The 19,371-nt window shown below is 61.4% G+C and carries 16 protein-coding genes; 9 read left to right on the top strand and 7 right to left on the bottom strand.

The annotated features are described in order from the left end of the window. Positions 1-68 precede the first annotated feature (68 nt). Both FFT87_RS12900 and FFT87_RS12895 read right to left on the bottom strand, forming a co-directional pair. Complete coding sequence (locus FFT87_RS12900) at positions 69-1,547, bottom strand: aminopeptidase P family protein (protein WP_219949091.1); 1,479 nt, start codon at positions 1,545-1,547, stop codon at positions 69-71. 34 nt (positions 1,548-1,581) lie between these two features. Further along, positions 1,582-2,595 carry an endonuclease/exonuclease/phosphatase family protein gene (locus FFT87_RS12895; protein WP_219949090.1) on the bottom strand — a complete coding sequence of 338 codons (1,014 nt, stop codon included), beginning with the start codon at positions 2,593-2,595 and terminating at the stop codon, positions 1,582-1,584. A gap of 33 nt (positions 2,596-2,628) precedes the next feature. Here FFT87_RS12895 and FFT87_RS12890 point away from each other — a divergent pair, with 33 nt between their 5' ends. Together FFT87_RS12890 and FFT87_RS12885 are read left to right on the top strand one after the other, a co-directional pair. Further along, positions 2,629-3,495 carry a PHP domain-containing protein gene (locus tag FFT87_RS12890; RefSeq protein WP_219949089.1) on the top strand — a complete coding sequence of 289 codons (867 nt, stop codon included), beginning with the start codon at positions 2,629-2,631 and terminating at the stop codon, positions 3,493-3,495. A 50-nt stretch (positions 3,496-3,545) separates the two neighbouring features. After that, complete coding sequence (locus FFT87_RS12885; protein WP_219949088.1) at positions 3,546-4,718, top strand: MalY/PatB family protein; 1,173 nt, start codon at positions 3,546-3,548, stop codon at positions 4,716-4,718. Here the strand turns inward: FFT87_RS12885 and FFT87_RS12880 are convergent. Beyond that, complete coding sequence (locus tag FFT87_RS12880; RefSeq protein WP_255559942.1) at positions 4,715-5,419, bottom strand: TetR/AcrR family transcriptional regulator; 705 nt, start codon at positions 5,417-5,419, stop codon at positions 4,715-4,717. The two genes, FFT87_RS12885 and FFT87_RS12880, sit on opposite strands and share 4 nt — an antisense overlap. Positions 5,420-5,503: 84 nt before the next feature. Between FFT87_RS12880 and FFT87_RS12875 the strand changes: the two genes are divergently transcribed. Genes FFT87_RS12875 through FFT87_RS12865 form a run of 3 tightly spaced genes read left to right on the top strand, consistent with a single transcriptional unit; the run spans position 5,504 to position 7,727 of the window. Beyond that, entirely contained in the window at positions 5,504-6,250 is a 747-nt protein-coding gene (locus tag FFT87_RS12875) for an NAD(P)-dependent oxidoreductase (protein WP_219949087.1), read from the top strand. 53 nt (positions 6,251-6,303) lie between these two features. Next, complete coding sequence (locus FFT87_RS12870; protein ID WP_219949086.1) at positions 6,304-6,744, top strand: hypothetical protein; 441 nt, start codon at positions 6,304-6,306, stop codon at positions 6,742-6,744. A 29-nt stretch (positions 6,745-6,773) separates the two neighbouring features. Continuing rightward, a complete protein-coding gene (locus FFT87_RS12865; RefSeq protein ID WP_219949085.1) occupies positions 6,774-7,727 on the top strand; it encodes an L-lactate dehydrogenase in 954 nt (317 codons plus the stop codon). On the opposite strand, the gene FFT87_RS12860 is transcribed toward FFT87_RS12865, so the two are convergent. Further along, on the bottom strand, positions 7,675-8,376 hold the full coding sequence (locus tag FFT87_RS12860) for a hypothetical protein (RefSeq protein WP_255559941.1): 702 nt from the start codon (positions 8,374-8,376) through the stop codon (positions 7,675-7,677). The genes FFT87_RS12865 and FFT87_RS12860 overlap by 53 nt on opposite strands. 185 nt (positions 8,377-8,561) lie before the next feature. Here FFT87_RS12860 and FFT87_RS12855 point away from each other — a divergent pair, with 185 nt between their 5' ends. Beyond that, positions 8,562-9,896 (top strand): MFS transporter, encoded by a 1,335-nt coding sequence (locus FFT87_RS12855; protein WP_219950835.1) that lies wholly within the window; start codon positions 8,562-8,564, stop codon positions 9,894-9,896. Between the two features lie 67 nt (positions 9,897-9,963). On the opposite strand, the gene FFT87_RS12850 is transcribed toward FFT87_RS12855, so the two are convergent. Beyond that, on the bottom strand, positions 9,964-11,478 hold the full coding sequence (locus FFT87_RS12850; RefSeq protein WP_219949084.1) for a DEAD/DEAH box helicase: 1,515 nt from the start codon (positions 11,476-11,478) through the stop codon (positions 9,964-9,966). Positions 11,479-11,653: 175 nt separating this feature from the next. On the opposite strand from FFT87_RS12850, the gene FFT87_RS12845 reads away from it, so the two are divergent. Next, a complete protein-coding gene (locus tag FFT87_RS12845; protein WP_219949083.1) occupies positions 11,654-12,370 on the top strand; it encodes a ferritin-like fold-containing protein in 717 nt (238 codons plus the stop codon). Positions 12,371-12,411: 41 nt separating this feature from the next. Here the strand turns inward: FFT87_RS12845 and FFT87_RS12840 are convergent, their stop codons facing one another. Together FFT87_RS12840 and FFT87_RS12835 are read right to left on the bottom strand one after the other, a co-directional pair. Continuing rightward, entirely contained in the window at positions 12,412-12,702 is a 291-nt protein-coding gene (locus tag FFT87_RS12840; protein ID WP_219949082.1) for a hypothetical protein, read from the bottom strand. 2 nt (positions 12,703-12,704) lie between these two features. Next, a complete protein-coding gene (locus tag FFT87_RS12835; protein WP_021810021.1) occupies positions 12,705-12,929 on the bottom strand; it encodes a DUF3107 domain-containing protein in 225 nt (74 codons plus the stop codon). Between the two features lie 73 nt (positions 12,930-13,002). On the opposite strand from FFT87_RS12835, the gene FFT87_RS12830 reads away from it, so the two are divergent. Both FFT87_RS12830 and FFT87_RS12825 read left to right on the top strand, forming a co-directional pair. Continuing rightward, complete coding sequence (locus tag FFT87_RS12830; RefSeq protein WP_219949081.1) at positions 13,003-16,104, top strand: ATP-dependent DNA helicase; 3,102 nt, start codon at positions 13,003-13,005, stop codon at positions 16,102-16,104. Next, a complete protein-coding gene (locus FFT87_RS12825) occupies positions 16,101-19,367 on the top strand; it encodes an ATP-dependent DNA helicase (RefSeq protein ID WP_219949080.1) in 3,267 nt (1,088 codons plus the stop codon). The genes FFT87_RS12830 and FFT87_RS12825 overlap by 4 nt, the downstream gene beginning before the upstream one ends. Positions 19,368-19,371 lie beyond the last annotated feature (4 nt).

Here is a 19,371-nt window from a genome sequence, read left to right as displayed (position 1 = left end):
AGCGCGCATCGAGCTTTCGCTGATGCGCGCTTGCGCTGTGGTGGCCTTGGCCCGTGATCGCGGAGTGGCTAGGAGCGGGCAATCCATGCTTCAACGGCATCCGCAGTTCGCGGGATGTTCACCGAGAGGTTTTCTGCTCCGTCTTCTGTGACAACGATGTCATCTTCGATGCGCACGCCGATGCCACGGTATTCCGCAGGAACAGTGAGATCGTCGGGCTGGAAGTAGAGGCCCGGTTCGATCGTGAAGACCATGCCGGGCTCAAGGATGCCATCTAGGTACATGTCTCGACGAGCGGCAGCGCAGTCGTGAACGTCGATGCCGAGGTGATGGCTGGTTCCGTGCACCATGTAACGGCGGTGGAACTGCTTGTCAGCCTCCATCGATTCTTCAGCGGAGACGGGCAGGAAACCCCACTCGGCGGTCTTCTCAGCGATGACGCGCATTGCTTCAGCGTGGATGTCGCGGAACTTGATTCCGGGGCGCACGATAGCGAAAGCAGCATCAGCCGCTTCCAACACAGCGTCATAGACGCGGCGCTGAATCTCGGTGAACGTGCCGCTGATCGGCAGAGTGCGGGTGATGTCTGCCGTGTAGTAGCTGTCGAGTTCGATGCCGGCATCGATCAGGATCAGGTCGCCAGGCTTTACGGGCCCGTCGTTGCGGGTCCAGTGCAGAATGCACGCGTGGGGGCCTGATGCGGCGATTGTGTCGTAGCCGACAGTGTTGCCTTCGGCGCGGGCGCGACGGTTGAAGGTGCCCTCAACGAGGCGCTCACCACGAGCGTGCTCCACGATGTTGGGCAGGTCGCCGACAACATCATCGAAACCCTGCTGGGTTGCGTTGACGGCGGCTCGCATCTCTTCGACCTCGTAGGAGTCCTTGACGAGGCGAAGCTCGCTCAGGTCGCGGCTGAGCTCATCGTCACCATCGTGCTCAAGATTTTCTGAGTCTGCGGTAAGCAAACGACGGCCATCAACCTGATCGGTGATGTCACGGTCGGCGTCTCGCACAATCAGGGTTGAGGAATCAACGAGGTTGAGCACGGCGTCGAACTCGACCAACGGCAGTGTCTCGAGGCCGAGATCGGTGGCGACGTTGCTGAGCGACGGTCGCGGTCCTGTCCAGAACTCTCCGACATCCGGGTTCGCGTAAAACTCACTCGTATCGCGGCCCGCAGTGGGACGGAAGTAGAGAGTTGCGGTGTGGCCGTCAGCTGTTGGCTCCATCACGAGCACGCTGCCGGAGACCGCATCTGAACCCCAGCCCGTGAGGTGCGCGAAGGTGGTGTGAGTGCGGAACGGGTAGTCGGTGTCGTTCGACCGCACCTTTGCGGCGCCTGCCGGAACGATCAAGCGCTTGCCGCGGTGGAGCTGTGACAAGCGTGCGCGGCGGTCAGCGGCAAACGCTGCCTGCTCGCGGGGAGCAACGTCGGGTTCGACGCGCTCAGCCCATCCAGAAGAGATGTAGTCGGCGAATCCGGAGGATTGGGGAGTCGTCGATCGGTTTGAAGTTGCACGAGGGGTGGGTGCTGATGAATCTGCCATATATCTAGTGTCGCTCCTCCACACCGAAAAGGCACTACTGGCTTGGCGAGAGCGTTGCCAGGATGGGGCGATGATCGCTGCCTTCGCCGTCATGAGATTCGATGACACGCATTCCAGACACCGACCAATCTGGGCTGACCATAACGTGATCGATGGGGGCGCCCAAGAGCGAAGGCAACTGTGTCGGCCAGGTGCCGATCGCCGCATTGTCGGTTGCCGAAGCAGCATCGGTGCAACTGCCCAACGCGAACTCGCCGCCGTCGGTGAGCGAGGCGTAGTGATCGAGCGTCGAATTGAAATCGCCAGCCAAGATCACGTTGCTCGAGCGGCACTGCTCAGCGATCCAGTCAAGATCAGCGCGCCAATTAGCCATCTCTCCACGGATCGGCGCTACAGCGTGCACGGCGATGAACGTGGGGCCATCGCCATCCTGAGGCACTGCCACAAGGCTGGGCAACGTAGTCGTGGTGCGCGCCGACGTGTCAACGTCATACTCGCCGAGATCGACACTGATCAGGATCGTCGTGGAGCGAGCTTTCGACACTTCGTCATAAGCGACGGTGTGTACCCACATCGGGCGGTCCGCATCCGACATCAATTGGGCGATCTCGAAACCCAATTCGCGAGTAGTTTCCGGCAACGTGACAACATCCGCATCATTAAGAATGGCCAACTCGGCGATTGCCGCAGCGCCAGGTGCATCACCGAGAGTGTTCCACGAGAGCACCGTCACGTCGCCCTCAGCTTTGGTCTCGAAAGCGGGGCTGCCGAAACCGCGCGAAGCAAGAACGACCAAGCTGACCGCAATGAATGCGAGCGATACGACGGCTAACGATGCAGTGAAACGGTGTAATCGCACCGAGAGTAGCGATGTCAGCGTCAGTACCAATACCGCGATGAACGCTACGGCGGCGGCGACCGCGCGCAGGGAGACTATTTGGGCAATCCCGGCCGTCTGTTCGAGAGAAAACAACTGTGGCCAAGCCGCGACAATGAGGACGGCGGCGAAAGCGAGGATAAACGTCGCTGAAAGGATGCGTTGGAACATAGCGACCTGAGCCTAGAGCAATAGGCTTACATAATGCGCAACACACCGATCGACCTGCACACCCATAGTGCGGTGTCTGACGGCACCGAGACACCTACTCAGCTGATTCGGTCTGCCAAACGAGCAGGGCTTGGCACTGTCGCGCTCACCGACCACGATTCCACAGCAGGTTGGCAGGAGGCGATCTCGGCTGCCGCTGTCTCGGGGATTGACGTAATTCCGGGCATGGAGCTGAGTACCAACTATGGGCCAGCCAGCGTGCATGTGCTCGCGTACCTGTTCGACCCCCTCGACCGCACGATTGTGACCGAAACTGCGCGTATCCGCGACGGCCGTCTTCGCCGTGCTGAGCGCATTGTCGACAAGATTTCGCAGGATTACGACCTGACGTGGGATGACGTGCTCGCCGAATCGTCTGACGGCACGACGCTGGGGCGCCCCCATATCGCGGATGCACTCGTGCGCAAAGGTCACGTAGCCAACCGCAGCGCGGCCTTTGAGAGCATCCTGCACTGGCAGGGCGGGTATTACGAGAAGTACTACGCTCCGAGTCCGCTCGAGGGCGTGAAAATGATTGTTGCCGCCGGGGGAGTGCCCGTGCTCGCGCATCCCGCCGCCCACGGAAAGTACCGCCAACTCACCGGTTCCGTTATCAAGTCGCTTGCCGACGAGGGGCTATTCGGGCTGGAAGTGAACCACCGCGATAATTCCCCGGAAGGCCGCGAATTTTTGCTCGAACTCTGCGCCAAATATGGGCTGGAAGCTACCGGCGCCAGTGACTATCACGGCATGGGGAAACCCAATCAGCTCGCCGAAAACACCACAGAGCCAGAAGTGCTCGAAAAGATTATTGCGCGCGCGACCGGCTCGAAGCCGTTCATCGTCGGCGCCAGCAGTTAAGGGCCGCGCGATCCCAGACACCAGCGCAACCCCACCGAGTAGGAGACAGCATGACCAGTAACGCCGAACAGTGGAACGCCCTCACCCCCGAATTGCTCCGCAGCCGGGGCAGCAACAAGTGGACCGCACCCGAAGGTGAACTGCTGTGTGCCGGCGTTGCCGAGATGGACTTTGGCACGGCACCTGCTGTGCTCGACGAATGGGCCTCGATCGCCGAGCGCATCGAGTTCGGGTACCCGAATGAGTCAGTTGCTCTCGAGATGAGCGCGGCAACCGCGAAATGGCACCAAGAGCAGTACGGCTGGAACGTGGCTGCCGCAGACGTTCACCCGCTCGCTGACGTTATCAAGGGGCTAGAGCTTGCCATCCTTGAGTTCAGTAAGCCTGGTGCGCCAGTGATCGTGCCGACACCCGCGTACATGCCATTCCTCATGCTGCCGAAAATGTTCGGCCGCGAGCTCATTGAGTCGCCCATGCTGCGCGGCGAAGACGGCAGTTTCTCGATTGACCTCGCCGACGTAGCTCGTCACTTCGCTGCGGGCGCGAACCTTTTCGTTCTCGCTAACCCCGGCAACCCCACTGGCAAGGTTTTCACGGCTGAGGAGTTGTCGGCGCTCGCCGATGTCGCTGACGCTCACGGGGCCCGTGTCTTCAGCGACGAGATCCACTCGCCGCTCACCCTGTTCGGCACGAAGCACGTGCCGTTGGCCAGTGTCTCGGATGCCGGAGCGCGCGTCGCGATCACCGCGACCAGCACATCGAAGGCCTTCAATCTGCCCGGGCTCAAGTGTGCGCAAATTATCCTGAGCAACGACGCCGACCGCACCCTCTGGGAAACAATCGGCTGGATGGCGTCGCACGGTGCCAGCACTCCCGGAATGCGGCTCAACACGGCCGCCTATCTTGGCGGCGAGCCGTGGCTTGGCGAAGTGCGCGAGTACATAGAAGGCAATATCGAGTATGCGCGGGCGGCGCTCGCCGAACTCCTGCCCGAGGCACGCATGGCTCCGATGCAGGGCACTTACCTGGCGTGGCTCGACTTGCGAGCCTATTCGGATGAGCCAGAACTTGCCGACATGCTGGCCGAGAAGGCGGGCATCCGGGTCAATGGCGGTGTCGGTTATGGTGCGGTCGGTGCTGGCCACATCCGCATGAATCTGGCGACGTCCCGCCCCATTCTGGAACGCATCATTCGGCAGCTTGCTGCGGCGCTGACGGCCTAGCGGCTCGTGCCTGCTTCGCCCCAGCCGGGCAGAGGCAGGCGCTGTTCAAGAGAGTCGAGGATGAGGTCGAGACCGATCTCAAATTCGTTGGCGTAGCTATACCCGGGCAGCAGTGCGTGGCCTGCGGCCATTTCGGTGAGGTGTGGAAATTCGCCGACCGGCATCTCGGTGACGATTCCCTCGGCGACCTCGGTGAGTTCTTCTGAGGTGTCGAACGGCAGGCTGAGCTCTTGAAGCACGAAGCCGTAGATGTAGCTGTCTAGTGCCGAGAAAGCGTGGGCGGCTCCGGCGATGGAGAAGCCACCAGCACGGAGCGCGCCGATGACCGCGTCGTGGTGGCGAAGAGTGGCGAGCCCGGGGTCTCGACGTGAGTCCATGAGGCCGATGGCCCAGCGGTGGCGCACGAGCACCGCGCGGGCGGAAACCGCGCGGTCGTGCATGGCAGCCCGCCATCCGCGTTCGGTTGTCGGAAGCTCGATTTCGGCGAAGACGAGGTCGACGAGGCCCGTGAGGATCGCCTCTTTGTTGGGCACGTGGTAGTAAATCGACATCGCTTCCACGCCGATGCGATCGGCGAGTTTGCGCATAGTGAGGGCTTCGGCGCCTTCGGAGTCGGCGAGTTCGAGGGCGGCGGCGAGTACTGCCTCGCGGGTGATCGGCGCGCGCTTTTTCGGTGGACGGGCTCGATTGGTCTGTGCCACTCGTGTGCTCCTCGAGGTTGGGGTATTGACTATCTTACGGCGTAAGGTAATCTTACAGCGTAAGGTCGCAATGAGAGGAATACCATGACCACGTCAGCCAGCACTCACCCCGCACCCCAACCAACTCGCAAGCGAGTGTGCATCGTTGGGATCTCCGGAAAGCTCGGCCAGTACCTCGCCGCTCACGCCCTTGAGCGCGGTTACGAGGTCGTCGGCGTGTGCCGCCCGAAGAGTGTCGCAAAACTTGAGCACTTTGGTGATCGCATCACGGTCATTCCGGGAGAGACCTCCGACCGCAACGTCATCGAGCGCGCCGTCGCGGGTTGCGCTGCCGTTCTCACGGTGCTCGCCCCCTGGGGTGTGCGGGATTACTCCTCGCGCACCGCACAAGCGGTCATGGACTTCGCGCCGACGGGCGCGCGCGTAGTCTTCTCCTGCGGCTGGCATGTGCGCGCGAGCGCGGCCGATACCTACTCGCGCCGCTTCCTTGCGACCGTGGCCATCGCATCCTGGCTAGCCAAGCTCGTGCGCGCCGTCGACATCGCTGATCAGACTCGCGCTGCCGAGTGCATCTTCGCTAGCGACACCCGTTGGACGCTCGTGCGAGGCAGCGATCTCGAAGAGGGCGAGAGCGAGGGCCTGCCCGTCTGGAGCTCCGCCGTCGGTTCGCCGATCTTGGAGAGTAACCTCACGCGCCGCACCGACTTCGCCCTCTTCATGGTGGAGGCAATCACCAATGACGCCCTCATTGGGCAAGCGCCAGCGATTGTCGGATGCCGCAGCGAGTCCGCTCTCGTCCACGCCTCGTCAGTGCGTACAGACCTTATCTAGACGGGTAGCCGAGAAGTCGCCACAAAAGGCTGATTTTCTGTCATGATCAGCGAATGGGAAATGCGCTCAAGCATGCGGCGAGGAATCTTCTCCTTGGCGCTACCGCGATTGTTCTTATCGTTGCATTCCTTGTTGTCTACCAAGTGGTGGGCATTGCGCTCTTAGTCATGCAAGCACCTGGACCTCTGATTATCGTCTTTTTTTCTGCTTACTGGCCCATAGTGTTCTTGGGAGCCGCAGTGTTTTCGTTCGCGACCGCTCGTATGCTTTCGCGCCGTGCAGCTTCGATAACGCTTGATGAATCAAGCAATCTCAGTCTGTACAAACCTCGGACTGAGATTGGGGAGATGACGGATGAAGTCGTCTATGAACCAGCTAAGGAGATGGAAAGACGCGCGCGGCAGCGTCGCATCGTGGCTGGTTTGTGCGCTCTCGCGGCGGGCATGGTTCCTGTCTTCCAACTCGTGCTTTTTCTCTCTGAGTTTCGAGCGTAGGGCGCGGGCAGTCGTGGCACACTAATCGCATGAGCGTTGTCGAGAACTCCAAACTGACCATCGTGGGCGCCGGTAGCGTCGGCGCGAGTGCCGCCTACGCCGCGCTGATTAGGGGCTCTGCCCGCCAGATTGCGCTCTACGACATCGCGACCAAGAAGGTGGATGCCGAAGTTCTCGACCTCGCCCACGGCACGCAGTTCACCGGGTCGAGTCAGATCATTGGCGGAAGTGACATCTCTGTCGTGAAGGGCTCGCATGTCGTGGTGATCACCGCTGGCGCGAAGCAGAACCCGGGCCAGAGCCGCATCGAACTTGCTGATGTCAATGCCCGCATTATCGCTTCCATGATGCCTCAGCTCATAGAGGTCGCTCCAGACGCGATCTATATCATCGTGACAAACCCCTGCGACGTGCTGACGGTGCTGGCACAAGAGCAGTCGGGCCTCCCGCCCGAGCAGATTTTTGCCTCGGGCACAGTGCTCGACACATCGCGACTGCGCTGGAAGCTGGCAGAGCGCGCCGGGGTCTCACCTTCCAGCGTTCACGCGTCGATTATTGGAGAGCACGGCGACTCTGAGTTCCCGTTGTGGTCCCGAGCCACAATCGGTAGCGTGCCGATCCTTGAGTGGCAGCGCGAAGGCCACCCTCGAATGACGGAAGCCGAGCTTGATGACATCGCGGTCGGCGTGCGCGACGCCGCCTACAAGGTCATCGAAGGTAAAGGTGCCACGAACTATGCGATCGGGTTATCGACCGCGCACATCGTCGAGGCGATCCTCGGCGACAAACACTCCGTCATGCCGGTCGCTCCCGTGCTCACCGACTTCCACGGGCTTAGCGGCGTCGCGCTTTCGGTGCCCTGCATCGTGAGCGCTTCCGGGGCGACACCGATCGAGGAAACCACTTTTAGCGACAAAGAACTGCGGCTCCTCACCGAATCGGCGACAGGGCTGCGCCGCGTGGCGGACTCGCTTCGGCCATAAGGTTGGCGTTGCTTTCCACGATCGCCCGGCAGTCCTCAATGGCGTCACGGAGCAGTGCTCTCATTCGCTGGCTGGCCCCCGGCGTGCACGCTTCGGCGATGCCGATCACCGCTGTGCCGATGATGGATTCGGTCATGCGCTTAACGGCGCGACCGCGCCGATCTACGCCGTAGTCAGCACTGAATTTCGTCGCCCATCGCTCAGCCGCTGGCGCCTGCGCGAAAGCTGAAGCCACCTCGTCAGCCAGCGGCGAGCCGGTGAACGGTTCAATTTCGGCGAGCTGCGCCTGGGTGGCAAGAATGCCGACGGCGAGAGCTTGTTGACGCCCCTCACTGGCGACCGGTAGCGCCATTGTCGCGGCGCGCAACGCGATGTGGAGCTCTAATCGCGGATCCGCGCTGGTCACGCCGATTACGGAAGGGATGAGTTCGGCGAGTTGCGGACGGTCGCGATCGGAGGTGCAGTCGTTGACCAGTCGCGCCAAGAGGGCGAGCGCTGGATGAGTGCACGCGGGATGGTCGCTCCACTTTTCTCCGGCAAGGTAGGAGGCAAACTCCATGAAACATCCACCCTTGCGTGAGCTTCGGTGACGGCCTGCCGAAAGAACAGGCATAAAGTCTGGCAGAGAGTTCTTCTGTTGCACCGGCATTGTTCTCCTCCTTGGCTACCGCGCGCTGAGGAACATTTTTTCTATTGTGCGCCTGTTGCGGCGATAACACCAGTGCCTCACATTGCCCGGGCACGCGACGGCGAAATGTGTAAAATCAGCAGATGGTTGAGTTCAACGAAACCTCATCCGACACGACCCCCGCCCAAGGACCGTTGCCCGGTGGGATGACGACGTTTCTGCAGATTCTCATCAACACTGCCGTGGCAAATATCACTACGAGCTATTTGTGGTTCGCCCTGACGTTCTGGGTCTATCTCGAGACGCGGTCGGTGCTCGCGACCGGCATTATCGGCGGCGCCTACATGTTGTTAGTCGCCGCGTTTTCGATGGTCTTTGGGACCCTTGTCGACCGACACCGCAAACACGTCGTCATGCTCTTCGCCGGTCTGGTCACGCTCGTGGCCTTCGGTATCGCGGGAACGCTGTTTGCGCTCTTCCCCGAGGCTGTTCTGCTCGATCTCAGCGGGCCCATGTATTGGATCTTTGCCGGCATCATCCTCTTCGGGGCCGTCATCGAAAACATGCGCAACATCGCGCTCTCAACAACAGTGACGTTGTTGGTTCCCCAAGAGCGTCATGCCAATGCCAATGGCATGGTCGGCACAGTCCAAGGGCTCTCATTTTTAGTGACGAGCGTCTTCAGCGGTCTCTCGATCGGCTTGCTGGGGATGGGCTGGACTCTGGTCATTGCGATCGTGCTGTCGGCCGCCGCGCTCATCCATCTCACTGCCTTGCGTATCCCCGAAGCGAAGCCGGAACCGGAAGCGGGAGGGCGTTCACCGCTCGTCGACCTGCGGGGGAGCATCACGGCGGTCCGTGCCGCCACCGGGCTCTTTGCACTCATCATCTTCTCGACATTCAACAACCTCATCGGCGGTGTCTACATTGCGCTGATGGACCCCTACGGACTTGAACTGTTCCCGGTGGAGGTATGGGGAATCGTGCTCGGCGTATCCTCGAGCGGATTCATTATCGGGGGACTGCTCGTGGCCAGATTCGGGCTCGGGCGCAACCCCATCCGAACCATGCTGCTCCTGGTCGGCCTCATGGGGGTTCTCGGGGCCATGTTCACGATCCGCGACTGGTGGTGGCTCTATGCCGGCGGCATCCTCCTCTACATGACGCTGGTACCGGCGGTGGAAGCAGCGGAGCAAACCGTGATCCAGAAGATCGTGCCGTATCGCAGGCAAGGCCGAGTGTTCGGATTCGCGCAAGCCTTCGAAGCGGCGGCGGCCCCAATAACGGCATTCGCTATTGCTCCCATCGCCCAATTTCTTATTATCCCGTACATGGATTCTCAGAACGGGCAAGACGCGTTTCGATGGTTACTCGGCGACGGTGCGGCACGCGGCATCGCACTCGTATTTCTTATCGCGGGATTGCTCATGGTTGCGGTCGCCGTCGTGGCGTTCTCAACAAAGTCGTATCGGTTCCTGTCGAAGCAGTACGCCGGAACCACAAAATCTGTGCCCGCGGCTGAGCCTGCGGAAAACAGCTGAGAGCTCGCACCAACGAAGAAAGCCCCGCACACGGCGGGGCTTTCGTAAATCGTAACGCTAGAGCGAATTAAGCGCTCGGCGGCGCTGTCGGTGCACCTTCGTTGCCACCACGGCGACGACGAGTGCGCTTACGACGTGCCGGGGCTCCGCCATCGTGGGTTCCGCCGCCTTCGGGGCGAACCTTGTCATCAGACGCGCGTGCGCTGGCAACCGACGCACCGTCGCTCTGCGAACCCGAGTCGGATCCGGCAGTGCGGGTGCGGTTGCGCGGAGGACGCGACGAAGCATCGCCGGAGCGCTGCGAGTCGCGGCCACGGCCGGCGCCAGTTGAGCCAGAGCCTGAACGGCCGCCTGAGCTTGAACCACCCGACGCTGCTGCGCGAACAACGGGAGCGTGTGAACCAGGAAGACGACCCTTGGTTCCCTCAGGAATGTCGAGGTCGCTGAAGAGGTGCGGGCTCGAGGAATAGGTCTCGGTCGGCTCGGGGATGCCCATCTCGAGCGCCTTATTGATGTGCGTCCACTTGAGCATGTCTGCCCAGTCCACGAACGTGACAGCAACACCGGTCTTACCGGCACGGCCAGTACGGCCAGCGCGGTGCAGGTAGGTGTCGTGGTCGTCGGGGATGGTGTGGTTGATCACGTGCGTGACGTCGTTGACGTCAATGCCTCGTGCCGCAACATCCGTCGCGATAAGAATGTCTTTCTTGCCAGCCTTAAATGCCGCCATAGCGCGCTCACGCTGCTCTTGGTTGAGGTCACCGTGCACGGCCGCAGCGTTGAAGCCGCGATCGTTCAGTTCTTCAACAAGCTTGGCCGCTGCGCGCTTGGTGCGTGTGAACACAACCGTCTTGCCGCGGCCCTCAGCCTGCAGGATGCGTGCAATGACCTCGTCTTTGTCGAGGTTGTGCGCACGGTAAACGACGTGCTTGATGTTCTTCTGCGTCAAGCCCTCGTCGGGGTCTGTGGCGCGGATGTGGATCGGCTTGTTCATGAAGCGACGAGCGAGAGCCACGATCGGGCCGGGCATCGTTGCCGAGAACAGCATCGTGTGGCGAGTAGGAGGCGTCTGTGCGAACAGCTTCTCGATGTCAGACAGGAAGCCGAGGTCGAGCATCTTGTCTGCCTCATCCAAAACCATCACCTTGATGTCTTTGAGCGAGAGCATGCGCTGGCTGGCGAGGTCGAGCAAACGACCGGGCGTACCGACGATGACTTGGGCTCCGGCCTTGATCTGTTCGACCTGACCTTCGTATGCCTTGCCGCCGTAAATGGCTGCAACCTTGGTCGAACGGTTGGATGCCGCGAGCACGAGGTCCTCGGCAACCTGAACGCACAATTCGCGGGTAGGAACAACGATGAGTGCCTTCACGCCGGGTTCAGGGTCGGTGCCAAGCGACTGCAGTACAGGAAGACCGAAACCGAGCGTCTTGCCGGTACCCGTCTTGGCCTGACCGATGATGTCTTGACCTGCGAGGCCCATCGGAATGGTTTGAGTTTGGATCGGGAACGGTTCGATGATGCCCTTGGTAGCAAGTGCATCGACCATGTCCTGATCGATATTGAGTTCTGAAAAAGTCACGTATGAAGCCCGTCTAGGTGCGAAGCGCCCTTTTTGACCTGGGGCGCGGGACCCCCTCCAGAATCGGGGGGATGCCCGAAGTTTAGCGGGTTGTGCTGGGGTGAGGCCGTGAATTGAGGCGGCGAGGCGAGTTGTCAGGGGCGCGGACTACACCAACACGCCCTAAGCTGGCTCCGTGGTTAAGTGGTTTTCGCGCAAGCCAGGTCGCATCGAATTGCCTCGCCTTCGGTCACGATCTGATGTTTTGGCGACGGAAAAAGTGGCCCTTGCAGAGTTCGCGCCCGACATCTTGGGGTTCCTGGGTCGGGCAGCCTACGTGCAGCTCATGATCTTCGAGAACCTTTCTCGACTGATTACGAACGCCCCAACGACCGCGGCCAAAACGGCGATCGGCCAAGCCGCCGAGTTGTCTTTGGGTAAACACCGCGCTCTCGTTGCCGAGATTGCCAAGGCCGGCGGCTCTCCTGCCGATGTCATGGATCCGTTCACCGACGCCTTCGATGAATTTGAGCGCATCGCTCGTGGCTCGGACTGGTACGAGGCAATGATCACCGCCTACCTCAGCGCGGGATTCTTCGATGACTTCTACGCGAGGCTCGCCAAAGGACTCCCCAGTGAATCCCACACGCGTTTAGTCGCGATCTTTTCCGGACAATCAGGCGAAGAAGTGCTTGCCGAATACCTTCAAGCAGCGATCGACGCCAACCCGCGACTCGATTCACGGCTCGCAATGTGGGGCCGTCGCCTCATGGGCGACATGATGCTCGTCGCGCGCTCAGCTCTCGTGTTTCCCGATCACACTCGCACCACCGAGGCGCAGGTTGAGCCAGTCTTCACTGAGCTTATTGCCGCTCACACTCGACGCATGGATGCCCTCGGCCTGACGGCCTAGCGACTCCAGGCCTCGCGATTCACGGCCTAGCAGCTCACGAGCTAGTGGTGCGCGAGCGACTCGAACGCGCGAGCATCCGCAGCTTCGCGGTGGCGGGGCAGGAGAATGGCGGCCGTAAGAGCAGCCGCACCACCAGCGACCAGGCTGATCAACCAAATCCAGGTTCCGTCAAACGTGAAACCTGCCCAGACAAGGGCGACCCAGATTGTTGCTGTTACTGCAGCACCAATTGCCGGGAGCAGTGCGCTGCCGTACATTCCGCGCGAGGGAAGCATGTAGCGCAAGATTGTGGCGATCGATGCACCGATGACGGTGACGACGAGCAGTTCCACGGTTATGCCACGAATCCGACGCGGCGCGACTCTTCTTCACCGAGTTCGACGTAGGCCACAGCCGTGGTCGGAACGATGTAGAGCTTGCCTTTGGCGTCGCGCAGGCTCACGTACTTGGCGTCCGAGTTCAAAGCCTCGGCAATGATCGACTCAACCTCGCTCGACGACTGGGCCGACTCGAAGTTGATCTCACGGGGGCTGTTGTTGATACCGATGCTAATGTCCACACGCCAAGATTACGACACAACCAGAGGTGGTGAATGTCCGTTCTCTGTCAGCGCATCCAGATACCGTTGATTCATGGTCACTTTGCCCCCTGAGGCCGCGGATGCTTCGGCTCCCGAACCGCTCACCCTAGACGCGTCGCAGCGTGCGGTTGTTGACCTAGCTGACGGGATGAGCGCGATAGTCGTTGGGGCACCGGGCTCCGGTAAAACCAGCACTCTCGTCGAAGTAGTGGCCGAGCGGATCCATGCTCGTGACTGGTCACCGGAACACATCGTGGTGCTGTCTGCTACTCGCCAAAGTGCCACGGCGTTGCGGGATCGGCTCGCAGCACGTCTTGACGTGCCTACCCTTGGCCCGATGGCTCGCACTGCCAATTCTCTTGCTTTCGAGGTGATCCGCGAGGCAGCGGCAGTTGCGGGAGATGGCGCCCCGACGTTGCTCACGGGGGCAGAGCAAGACCAAATCATTGCCGAGCTGCTCGCTGGCGAAATCGCTGACGGCAGTGGCGCGCCCTGGCCAACCCACCTCGATCAGGAGGTGCGCAAACTCCGGGGATTCCGCACCGAGCTACGAGATCTGATGATGCGCTGTGTTGAGTTCGGGGTCACTCCCCACGAGCTTGCGCAGTTAGGCGAACGCTTCGATCGGCCGGAATGGGTCGCGGCATCCGCCTTCATCTCCGTGTACGACGCGGTCAAAGCAAGCTACCGCGACCGCCACTTTGATGCCAGCGAACTGCTAGCCGAAGCTGCAGCGCTCGTTGCCGACGGCCATTATGTGGCCGTCGATCGGCTGCGTTTAGTGATTGTGGATGATGCTCACGAGCTCACCGAAGCCACCATTTCATTGCTCCGTGCGCTGGCCAGTCGCGGCATCACGATCATGGGGTTTGGCGACCCCGACCTCACGACGGGGTCATTCCGCGGTGCGCAGCCGGCGGTCCTCGCAGCGTGGGCCGAGCGGGTGAACCTCGAGAATTGCCAGACACTGTTTTTGTCATTGGTGCATCGGCACAGTGCTGCTCTTCGGCACACCATCACTGAACTCACTCAACGCATTGGTGTTTCGGGGCTTCTCGAGCAGCGCAAGTCGCCAGCGGTCGCAACAGCACCGTCGAGCATCCACAGTTATCAGTTGGCAACACCGGCAGAAGAAGTTGCGTTCATTGCGCGTCATCTGCGGGAGAAACATGTTCTTGAGTCGGTGCCGTGGTCGCGCATGGCGGTGATTGTGCGCACTGGATCGTTGATTCCGTCTCTGGCGCGTCAGTTGCGCACGCTCGAAGTTGTCACGAGTGTCTCGAGCGCTCGCAGCGCGGTGCGTGACGAGTTCAGCGTCAACGGGCTCATCGTGTTGCTCGAGTTGGCGTTAGGGCGTCGACCGGTAGACGCCGGGTCGGCCGTTGAGTTGCTGAGCAGTTCTGTCGGTGGATTCGAGGCTGTCTCCTTGCGCCGGCTGAAAGCAGCACTGCGGCATGAAGCACTCGGCGCCGAAATCTATGACGCTGCGGACGAGCTGATCGCGCAAGCGCTCTCCGCCCCTGCCGGGTTTGCGACAATCGAAACTCGCGTGGCACGACAAGCTGCCGCCGTTGCCAAAAACTTTCACGAAACTGCAGCAGCAGGCGCGGCCGGAGACACCATCGAAGAACTCTTGTGGGGAGCGTGGCAGCGCAGCGGTCTCGCCGATCGCTGGTTCACTCAGGCGCTCGGCTCCGGTGTCGTTGCCGAAGAAGCTAACCGCCACCTTGATGCGGTCGTTGCACTGTTCTCTGCGGCAAAACGTTTCGTCGAGCGCCGACCGGATGCCCCGGCCAACGTCTTTCTCAACGAATGGCTCTCCGCGGATGTCGCAGAAGACACGCTCGCCGCGCGCTCGATCGTCGACTCTGTGACGGTCGGAACGCCGGCATCCGTCATCGGGCAAGAATTCGACGTAGTAGTGATTGCCGGAATGCAGGAGAACGTGTGGCCCAATCTTCGAGTGCGGGGTTCGCTCTTGGGGGCCGATGATCTGCCGCGAGTGTTGGCGGGGCAAAAACTTGCCATTGCTGACCGCCGGCGTGAAGTGCTGCACGACGAACTGCGCATGTTTACGCAGGCGGTATCGCGCGCCACTAGCGAAGTGGTCGTTACCGCAGTGGCGGGAGACGACAACATGCCATCGCCGTTCCTCACCTTGATTCCGACACCGGATGAGCCCGTGCGCGCTCGACCGCCGCTCAGCCTGCGGGGGCTCGTGGGGGTGCTGCGGCGCGAACTGACGACCGGCGCGCAACCGGATGCTGCCGCATCCTCCTTGGCGCGCCTCGCAGTCGAAGGTGTTCCCGGAGCCGACCCGCGCTCCTGGTATGGATTGCGGGTGCCAAGCACCACCGAACCGCTAGTAGACCTCACCGAGCCAGACGCCGAAGTGCGTGTCTCGCCCTCGCGGATGGAGTCCTTCGAAACGTGCCCCTTGCACTGGGCTATCGATCAGTTGGGCGGATCGACCTCGAACACGGCCTCCAACCTGGGCACGCTCATCCACGATGTCGCGGAGACTGCGACCGATTTCAGTGCGGACGCGCTCTTTGCTGCTGTTGAAGATCGCTGGAGCGAGATGAGTTTCGAAGCCAGTTGGCAGTCGGAGGCCGAGAAAATGCGCGCGAAAAAACTCACGCAGCATCTGGCCACTTACCTGCGAGACTTCACCGCGAATGGGGGAGAGCTCATCAGTAACGAGATGGGCTTTAAGCTGCCACTTGAGCACGCCCTACTGAGTGGAAAGATCGACCGCGTCGAAATGTATGGCGGCACCACTGCAGTGATTGTCGACCTCAAGACGGGCAAGAACGAACCATCGACCGATAAGGCCGTTGCCGATCATCCGCAGCTCGCGGCCTATCAGCTTGCGTTCGCATCGGGAGCGATCGAAGGAGTGCCAGAGGGCCTCGAGAATGGCGGCGCCAAGCTCGTCGTGCTCTCGCCTTCGGCAAAGACCCGCGACTATGTCGACCCCAAGCAGCAACCGATGAACGACGAGGAGCTCGAACTGTTCCGACAGCGCGTAATCGAGGATGCCCGCGGAATGGCCGGCAGCGTCTTCGTGGCGCGCGTAAGCAGCCACTGTACCGATCCGTGGAGCTTCGGCAACTGCCGCATCCACGTCGTGCCCGCGGTGAGTGCCCGATGATCTCCTCCGTTGACCTCGCCGGTCTCATGGGAATCCACGCTCCGACCCCGCAACAGCAAGTCGTGATCGAAGCGCCGCTGTCGCCTGCCCTCGTTGTCGCGGGTGCTGGCAGCGGCAAGACCGACACGATGGCCAGCCGCGTGGTCTGGCTCGTCGCCAATAATTTCGTGAGCCCTGACCAGATTTTGGGTTTGACCTTCACGCGCAAAGCGGCTGGCTCTCTAAGCAAGCGCGTGAGCGAGCGCATCGCGATCCTGCGCGACCTGCAAAACAGGCATCCTGAACACTTCGAAGTAACGCCGGACACGGCCTCGATCGAATTCGATCAGCCCACGATCTCGACGTACAACTCCTTCGCGAGTGCCCTCTTCACCGAGAACGCGCTGCTTATCGGGCGCGAACCCGAGTCGACCCTGCTCAACGATCCCTCCTCGTGGCAACTTGCCCGCAAGCTCGTCGTCTCGAGCACGGATGATCGGCTCGTGGGTCTCGAAAAGTCGATCAATGCGCTTACCGAAGCTGTGCTCGATCTCAGCCACGCGCTCAGCGACAACGTCGCCAATGCCGCCGAGGTAGCCGCCTACGCGCAGCGCTTCACGCAGATTTCCGAACTCCCGTATGCAGAAACGGCACGCAAGAAGACGCCGTACGCTTCTGTGACCGAGGCAGTCAACGAGATCGGCTCGCTTGCTCCCTTGCTCGACCTGGCCGTGCAGTATGCGCAGCACAAGCGAGCCCAAGCCTTGCTCGAATTCAGCGACCAAGTCGCGCTCGCGCTCGAAGTCGCCCAGCGTTCGCAGGATGTTGTCGATCACTATCAAGACCGCTATCGCGTTGTGCTGCTCGATGAATACCAAGACACGAGCGTCGTGCAAACTCGACTACTCGCACGTCTTTTTGGCAACCATTCGGTGATGGCCGTCGGCGACCCACATCAGTCAATTTATGGCTGGCGTGGAGCGAGCGCGGCCAACCTGGCCCGCTTCAGTCGGGACTTCACTGAGAACGCGGATGCTCAGTACTTTGCGCTCTCGACGAGCTGGCGCAACGCTACCTCCGTGCTCGACGCCGCCAACGTGATCGTCGAACCGCTCAGTGCGCGCTCGCCAGTGCGCGTGGAATCGCTCGGTGCTCGCCCCAACGCGCCCGCTGGTGCCGTTGACGCGTACTACTACGAACACATCGACGAAGAAGCCAAGGGTGTGGCGACCTGGTTTGCGCGCGCTCTCGCACCGCAAGCGTGGAACCACTACAACCCTGACCCGGATGCCGCAGCACCCGAACCTCCCACCGCCGCCATCCTGTTCCGTCGCCGCAGCGACATGGATCGTTTTGCGACAGCGCTCGGAGCTCAGGACGTTCCGTACCACGTACTGGGAATCGGCGGCCTGCTGTCCACACCCGAAATCGTCGACCTCGTCAGCGCGCTCACCGTCATTCATGACCCCAGCGCCGGATCCGAACTCATCCGTCTACTCTCGGGCGCGCGCTGGTCAATCGGCACGCGCGACCTGCAAGCCCTCGCCGACCTTTCGCGCTGGCTGCTGAGCCGCTCCGTCTCCCAACAGGAGCTGAGTGATGAAGTGAAGCAGCGGATGAAGGACTCCGTTGCCGTCGATGATTCGGCATCCATTGTCGACGCTCTCGATTTCGTCGGAGAAGCACCCGCCTCCCATTCGCAACTGGAGAAGTTCAGCCCCGAGGGGCTGTCGCGGCTCAAGGATGCCGCCAAGCAGCTGGCATTTTTCCGTTCGCGGGCAGGGCTCGAACTTGATGACCTCGTGCGACTGCTCGAACAAGAACTGCTTCTCGATATCGAGGTCGTGGCGAGCCGCCCCCAAGCTCAGGGCATGGCCAACCTGTATGCCTTCCACGATGAGCTCGCCGGTTTTCTCGCCAGTGATGATCAAGCGAACCTCGGCAGCTTCCTGTCGTGGCTGCGACGTGCTGTTCAGCAAGACATGATGGGGCCCCGCAGCGACGATGCCGAAGCGGGCACCGTGCAACTCTTGACGATTCACGCTTCCAAAGGCTTGGAATGGGATCTCGTAGCCCTGCCCCGCCTCGTCGATGGCGAAGTGCCGGCAACCTCGCGGGAGGGCAAAGGCTGGGTCTCGTTCGGCAAGCTGCCGTTCGCCTTCCGCGGCGATGCTGCGGAGCTCCCCGAACTCGACTGGGAAAACGCCCACTACCAATCCGAATTCGACGGCTCGCTCAAAGAGTTCAAATCCGCATTGGCCAACCGCCACCAAGCTGAAGAACGTCGCCTGGGTTATGTCGCCATCACTCGTGCCCGCGACAACCTGCTGCTCACCGGATCATTCTGGTCCAGCCGCAGCAAGCCGCAAGCGCCGAGCACGTTCCTGCAAGAACTCGAAGAACATGAACTAATCGGTGAGCTGCCGACCGACCCGGTCAACGACGAGAACCCCACCCTCAACGACATCGTTGACCCACTGTGGCCGTTCGACCCGCTCGGCAATCGCCGCGCGACTGTCGAAGCTGCCGCGCAGCTCATCACGACCGCCGACCCTGGCGCTGACGGGCTGTGGGCGCACGAGATCGACTTGCTGCTCGCGGAACGCAGTCGCGCCGCGAGTGAAGCACGTCGCACTCCGCTGCCGCAACGCATCCCCGCTTCGCGCTTCAAGGACTACATCGCTGATCCCGAAGCCGTGGCGCTCTCGCTGCGGCGCCCCATGCCAGAGAAGCCCTACCGGGCGACGAGACTGGGAACCCAGTTTCACGAATGGGTCGAATCACGGTTCGGCTCCTCGGCATCCGCCGAAACGCTCGATGCGTTCGCGCTCGAACTCGACGGAGCTGATGACGACAGTGTTGCGGATGCCGAGAGGCTTGCCGAGCTGCAAGCCACGTTCGAGCGTTCCGCGTGGGCAACCCGCAAACCGGTCGACGTCGAAATCGAGATTCACGTTCCCTTCGGTGACCGCGTTGTTATCTGCAAGATCGACGCCGTGTACGCCGACGGTGACCGCTACGAAATCGTCGACTGGAAGACAGGTCGGGCTCCGCGCGATGAGGCCGACCTCGAGGCCAAGCAGCTGCAGCTCGCGCTCTATCGCCTTGCCTACGCACAGTGGAAGGGCATCCCGTCCGAGAACATCGACGCAGCGTTCTATTTTGTCGCCGATGACACAGTGATTCGTCCGCAGCGCATTTTTACCGAGAGCGAGCTTCGCGACGCCTGGGCCGGTTCCGTGGGCTCCGCACCGAGCTTCGCAGCCGAGAACTCTGGCGGCTGAGCCG

Source organism: Salinibacterium sp. M195 (assembly GCF_019443965.1).
Taxonomy (GTDB): domain Bacteria; phylum Actinomycetota; class Actinomycetes; order Actinomycetales; family Microbacteriaceae; genus Rhodoglobus.
This window is presented reverse-complemented; position numbering and strand designations above follow the sequence as displayed.

What these genes read in the sequence shown, in the direction of transcription:
- FFT87_RS12825 (WP_219949080.1), top strand. Translation starts at nt 16,101, where the DNA reads ATGATCTCCTCCGTTGACCTCGCCGGTCTCATGGGAATCCACGCTCCG.
- FFT87_RS12875 (WP_219949087.1), top strand. Translation starts at nt 5,504, where the DNA reads ATGACCACGTCAGCCAGCACTCACCCCGCACCCCAACCAACTCGCAAG.
- FFT87_RS12860 (WP_255559941.1), bottom strand. Translation starts at nt 8,376, where the DNA reads ATGCCGGTGCAACAGAAGAACTCTCTGCCAGACTTTATGCCTGTTCTT.
- FFT87_RS12885 (WP_219949088.1), top strand. Translation starts at nt 3,546, where the DNA reads ATGACCAGTAACGCCGAACAGTGGAACGCCCTCACCCCCGAATTGCTC.
- FFT87_RS12890 (WP_219949089.1), top strand. Translation starts at nt 2,629, where the DNA reads ATGCGCAACACACCGATCGACCTGCACACCCATAGTGCGGTGTCTGAC.
- FFT87_RS12865 (WP_219949085.1), top strand. Translation starts at nt 6,774, where the DNA reads ATGAGCGTTGTCGAGAACTCCAAACTGACCATCGTGGGCGCCGGTAGC.
- FFT87_RS12900 (WP_219949091.1), bottom strand. Translation starts at nt 1,547, where the DNA reads ATGGCAGATTCATCAGCACCCACCCCTCGTGCAACTTCAAACCGATCG.
- FFT87_RS12870 (WP_219949086.1), top strand. Translation starts at nt 6,304, where the DNA reads ATGGGAAATGCGCTCAAGCATGCGGCGAGGAATCTTCTCCTTGGCGCT.
- FFT87_RS12895 (WP_219949090.1), bottom strand. Translation starts at nt 2,595, where the DNA reads ATGTTCCAACGCATCCTTTCAGCGACGTTTATCCTCGCTTTCGCCGCC.
- FFT87_RS12855 (WP_219950835.1), top strand. Translation starts at nt 8,562, where the DNA reads ATGACGACGTTTCTGCAGATTCTCATCAACACTGCCGTGGCAAATATC.
- FFT87_RS12830 (WP_219949081.1), top strand. Translation starts at nt 13,003, where the DNA reads ATGGTCACTTTGCCCCCTGAGGCCGCGGATGCTTCGGCTCCCGAACCG.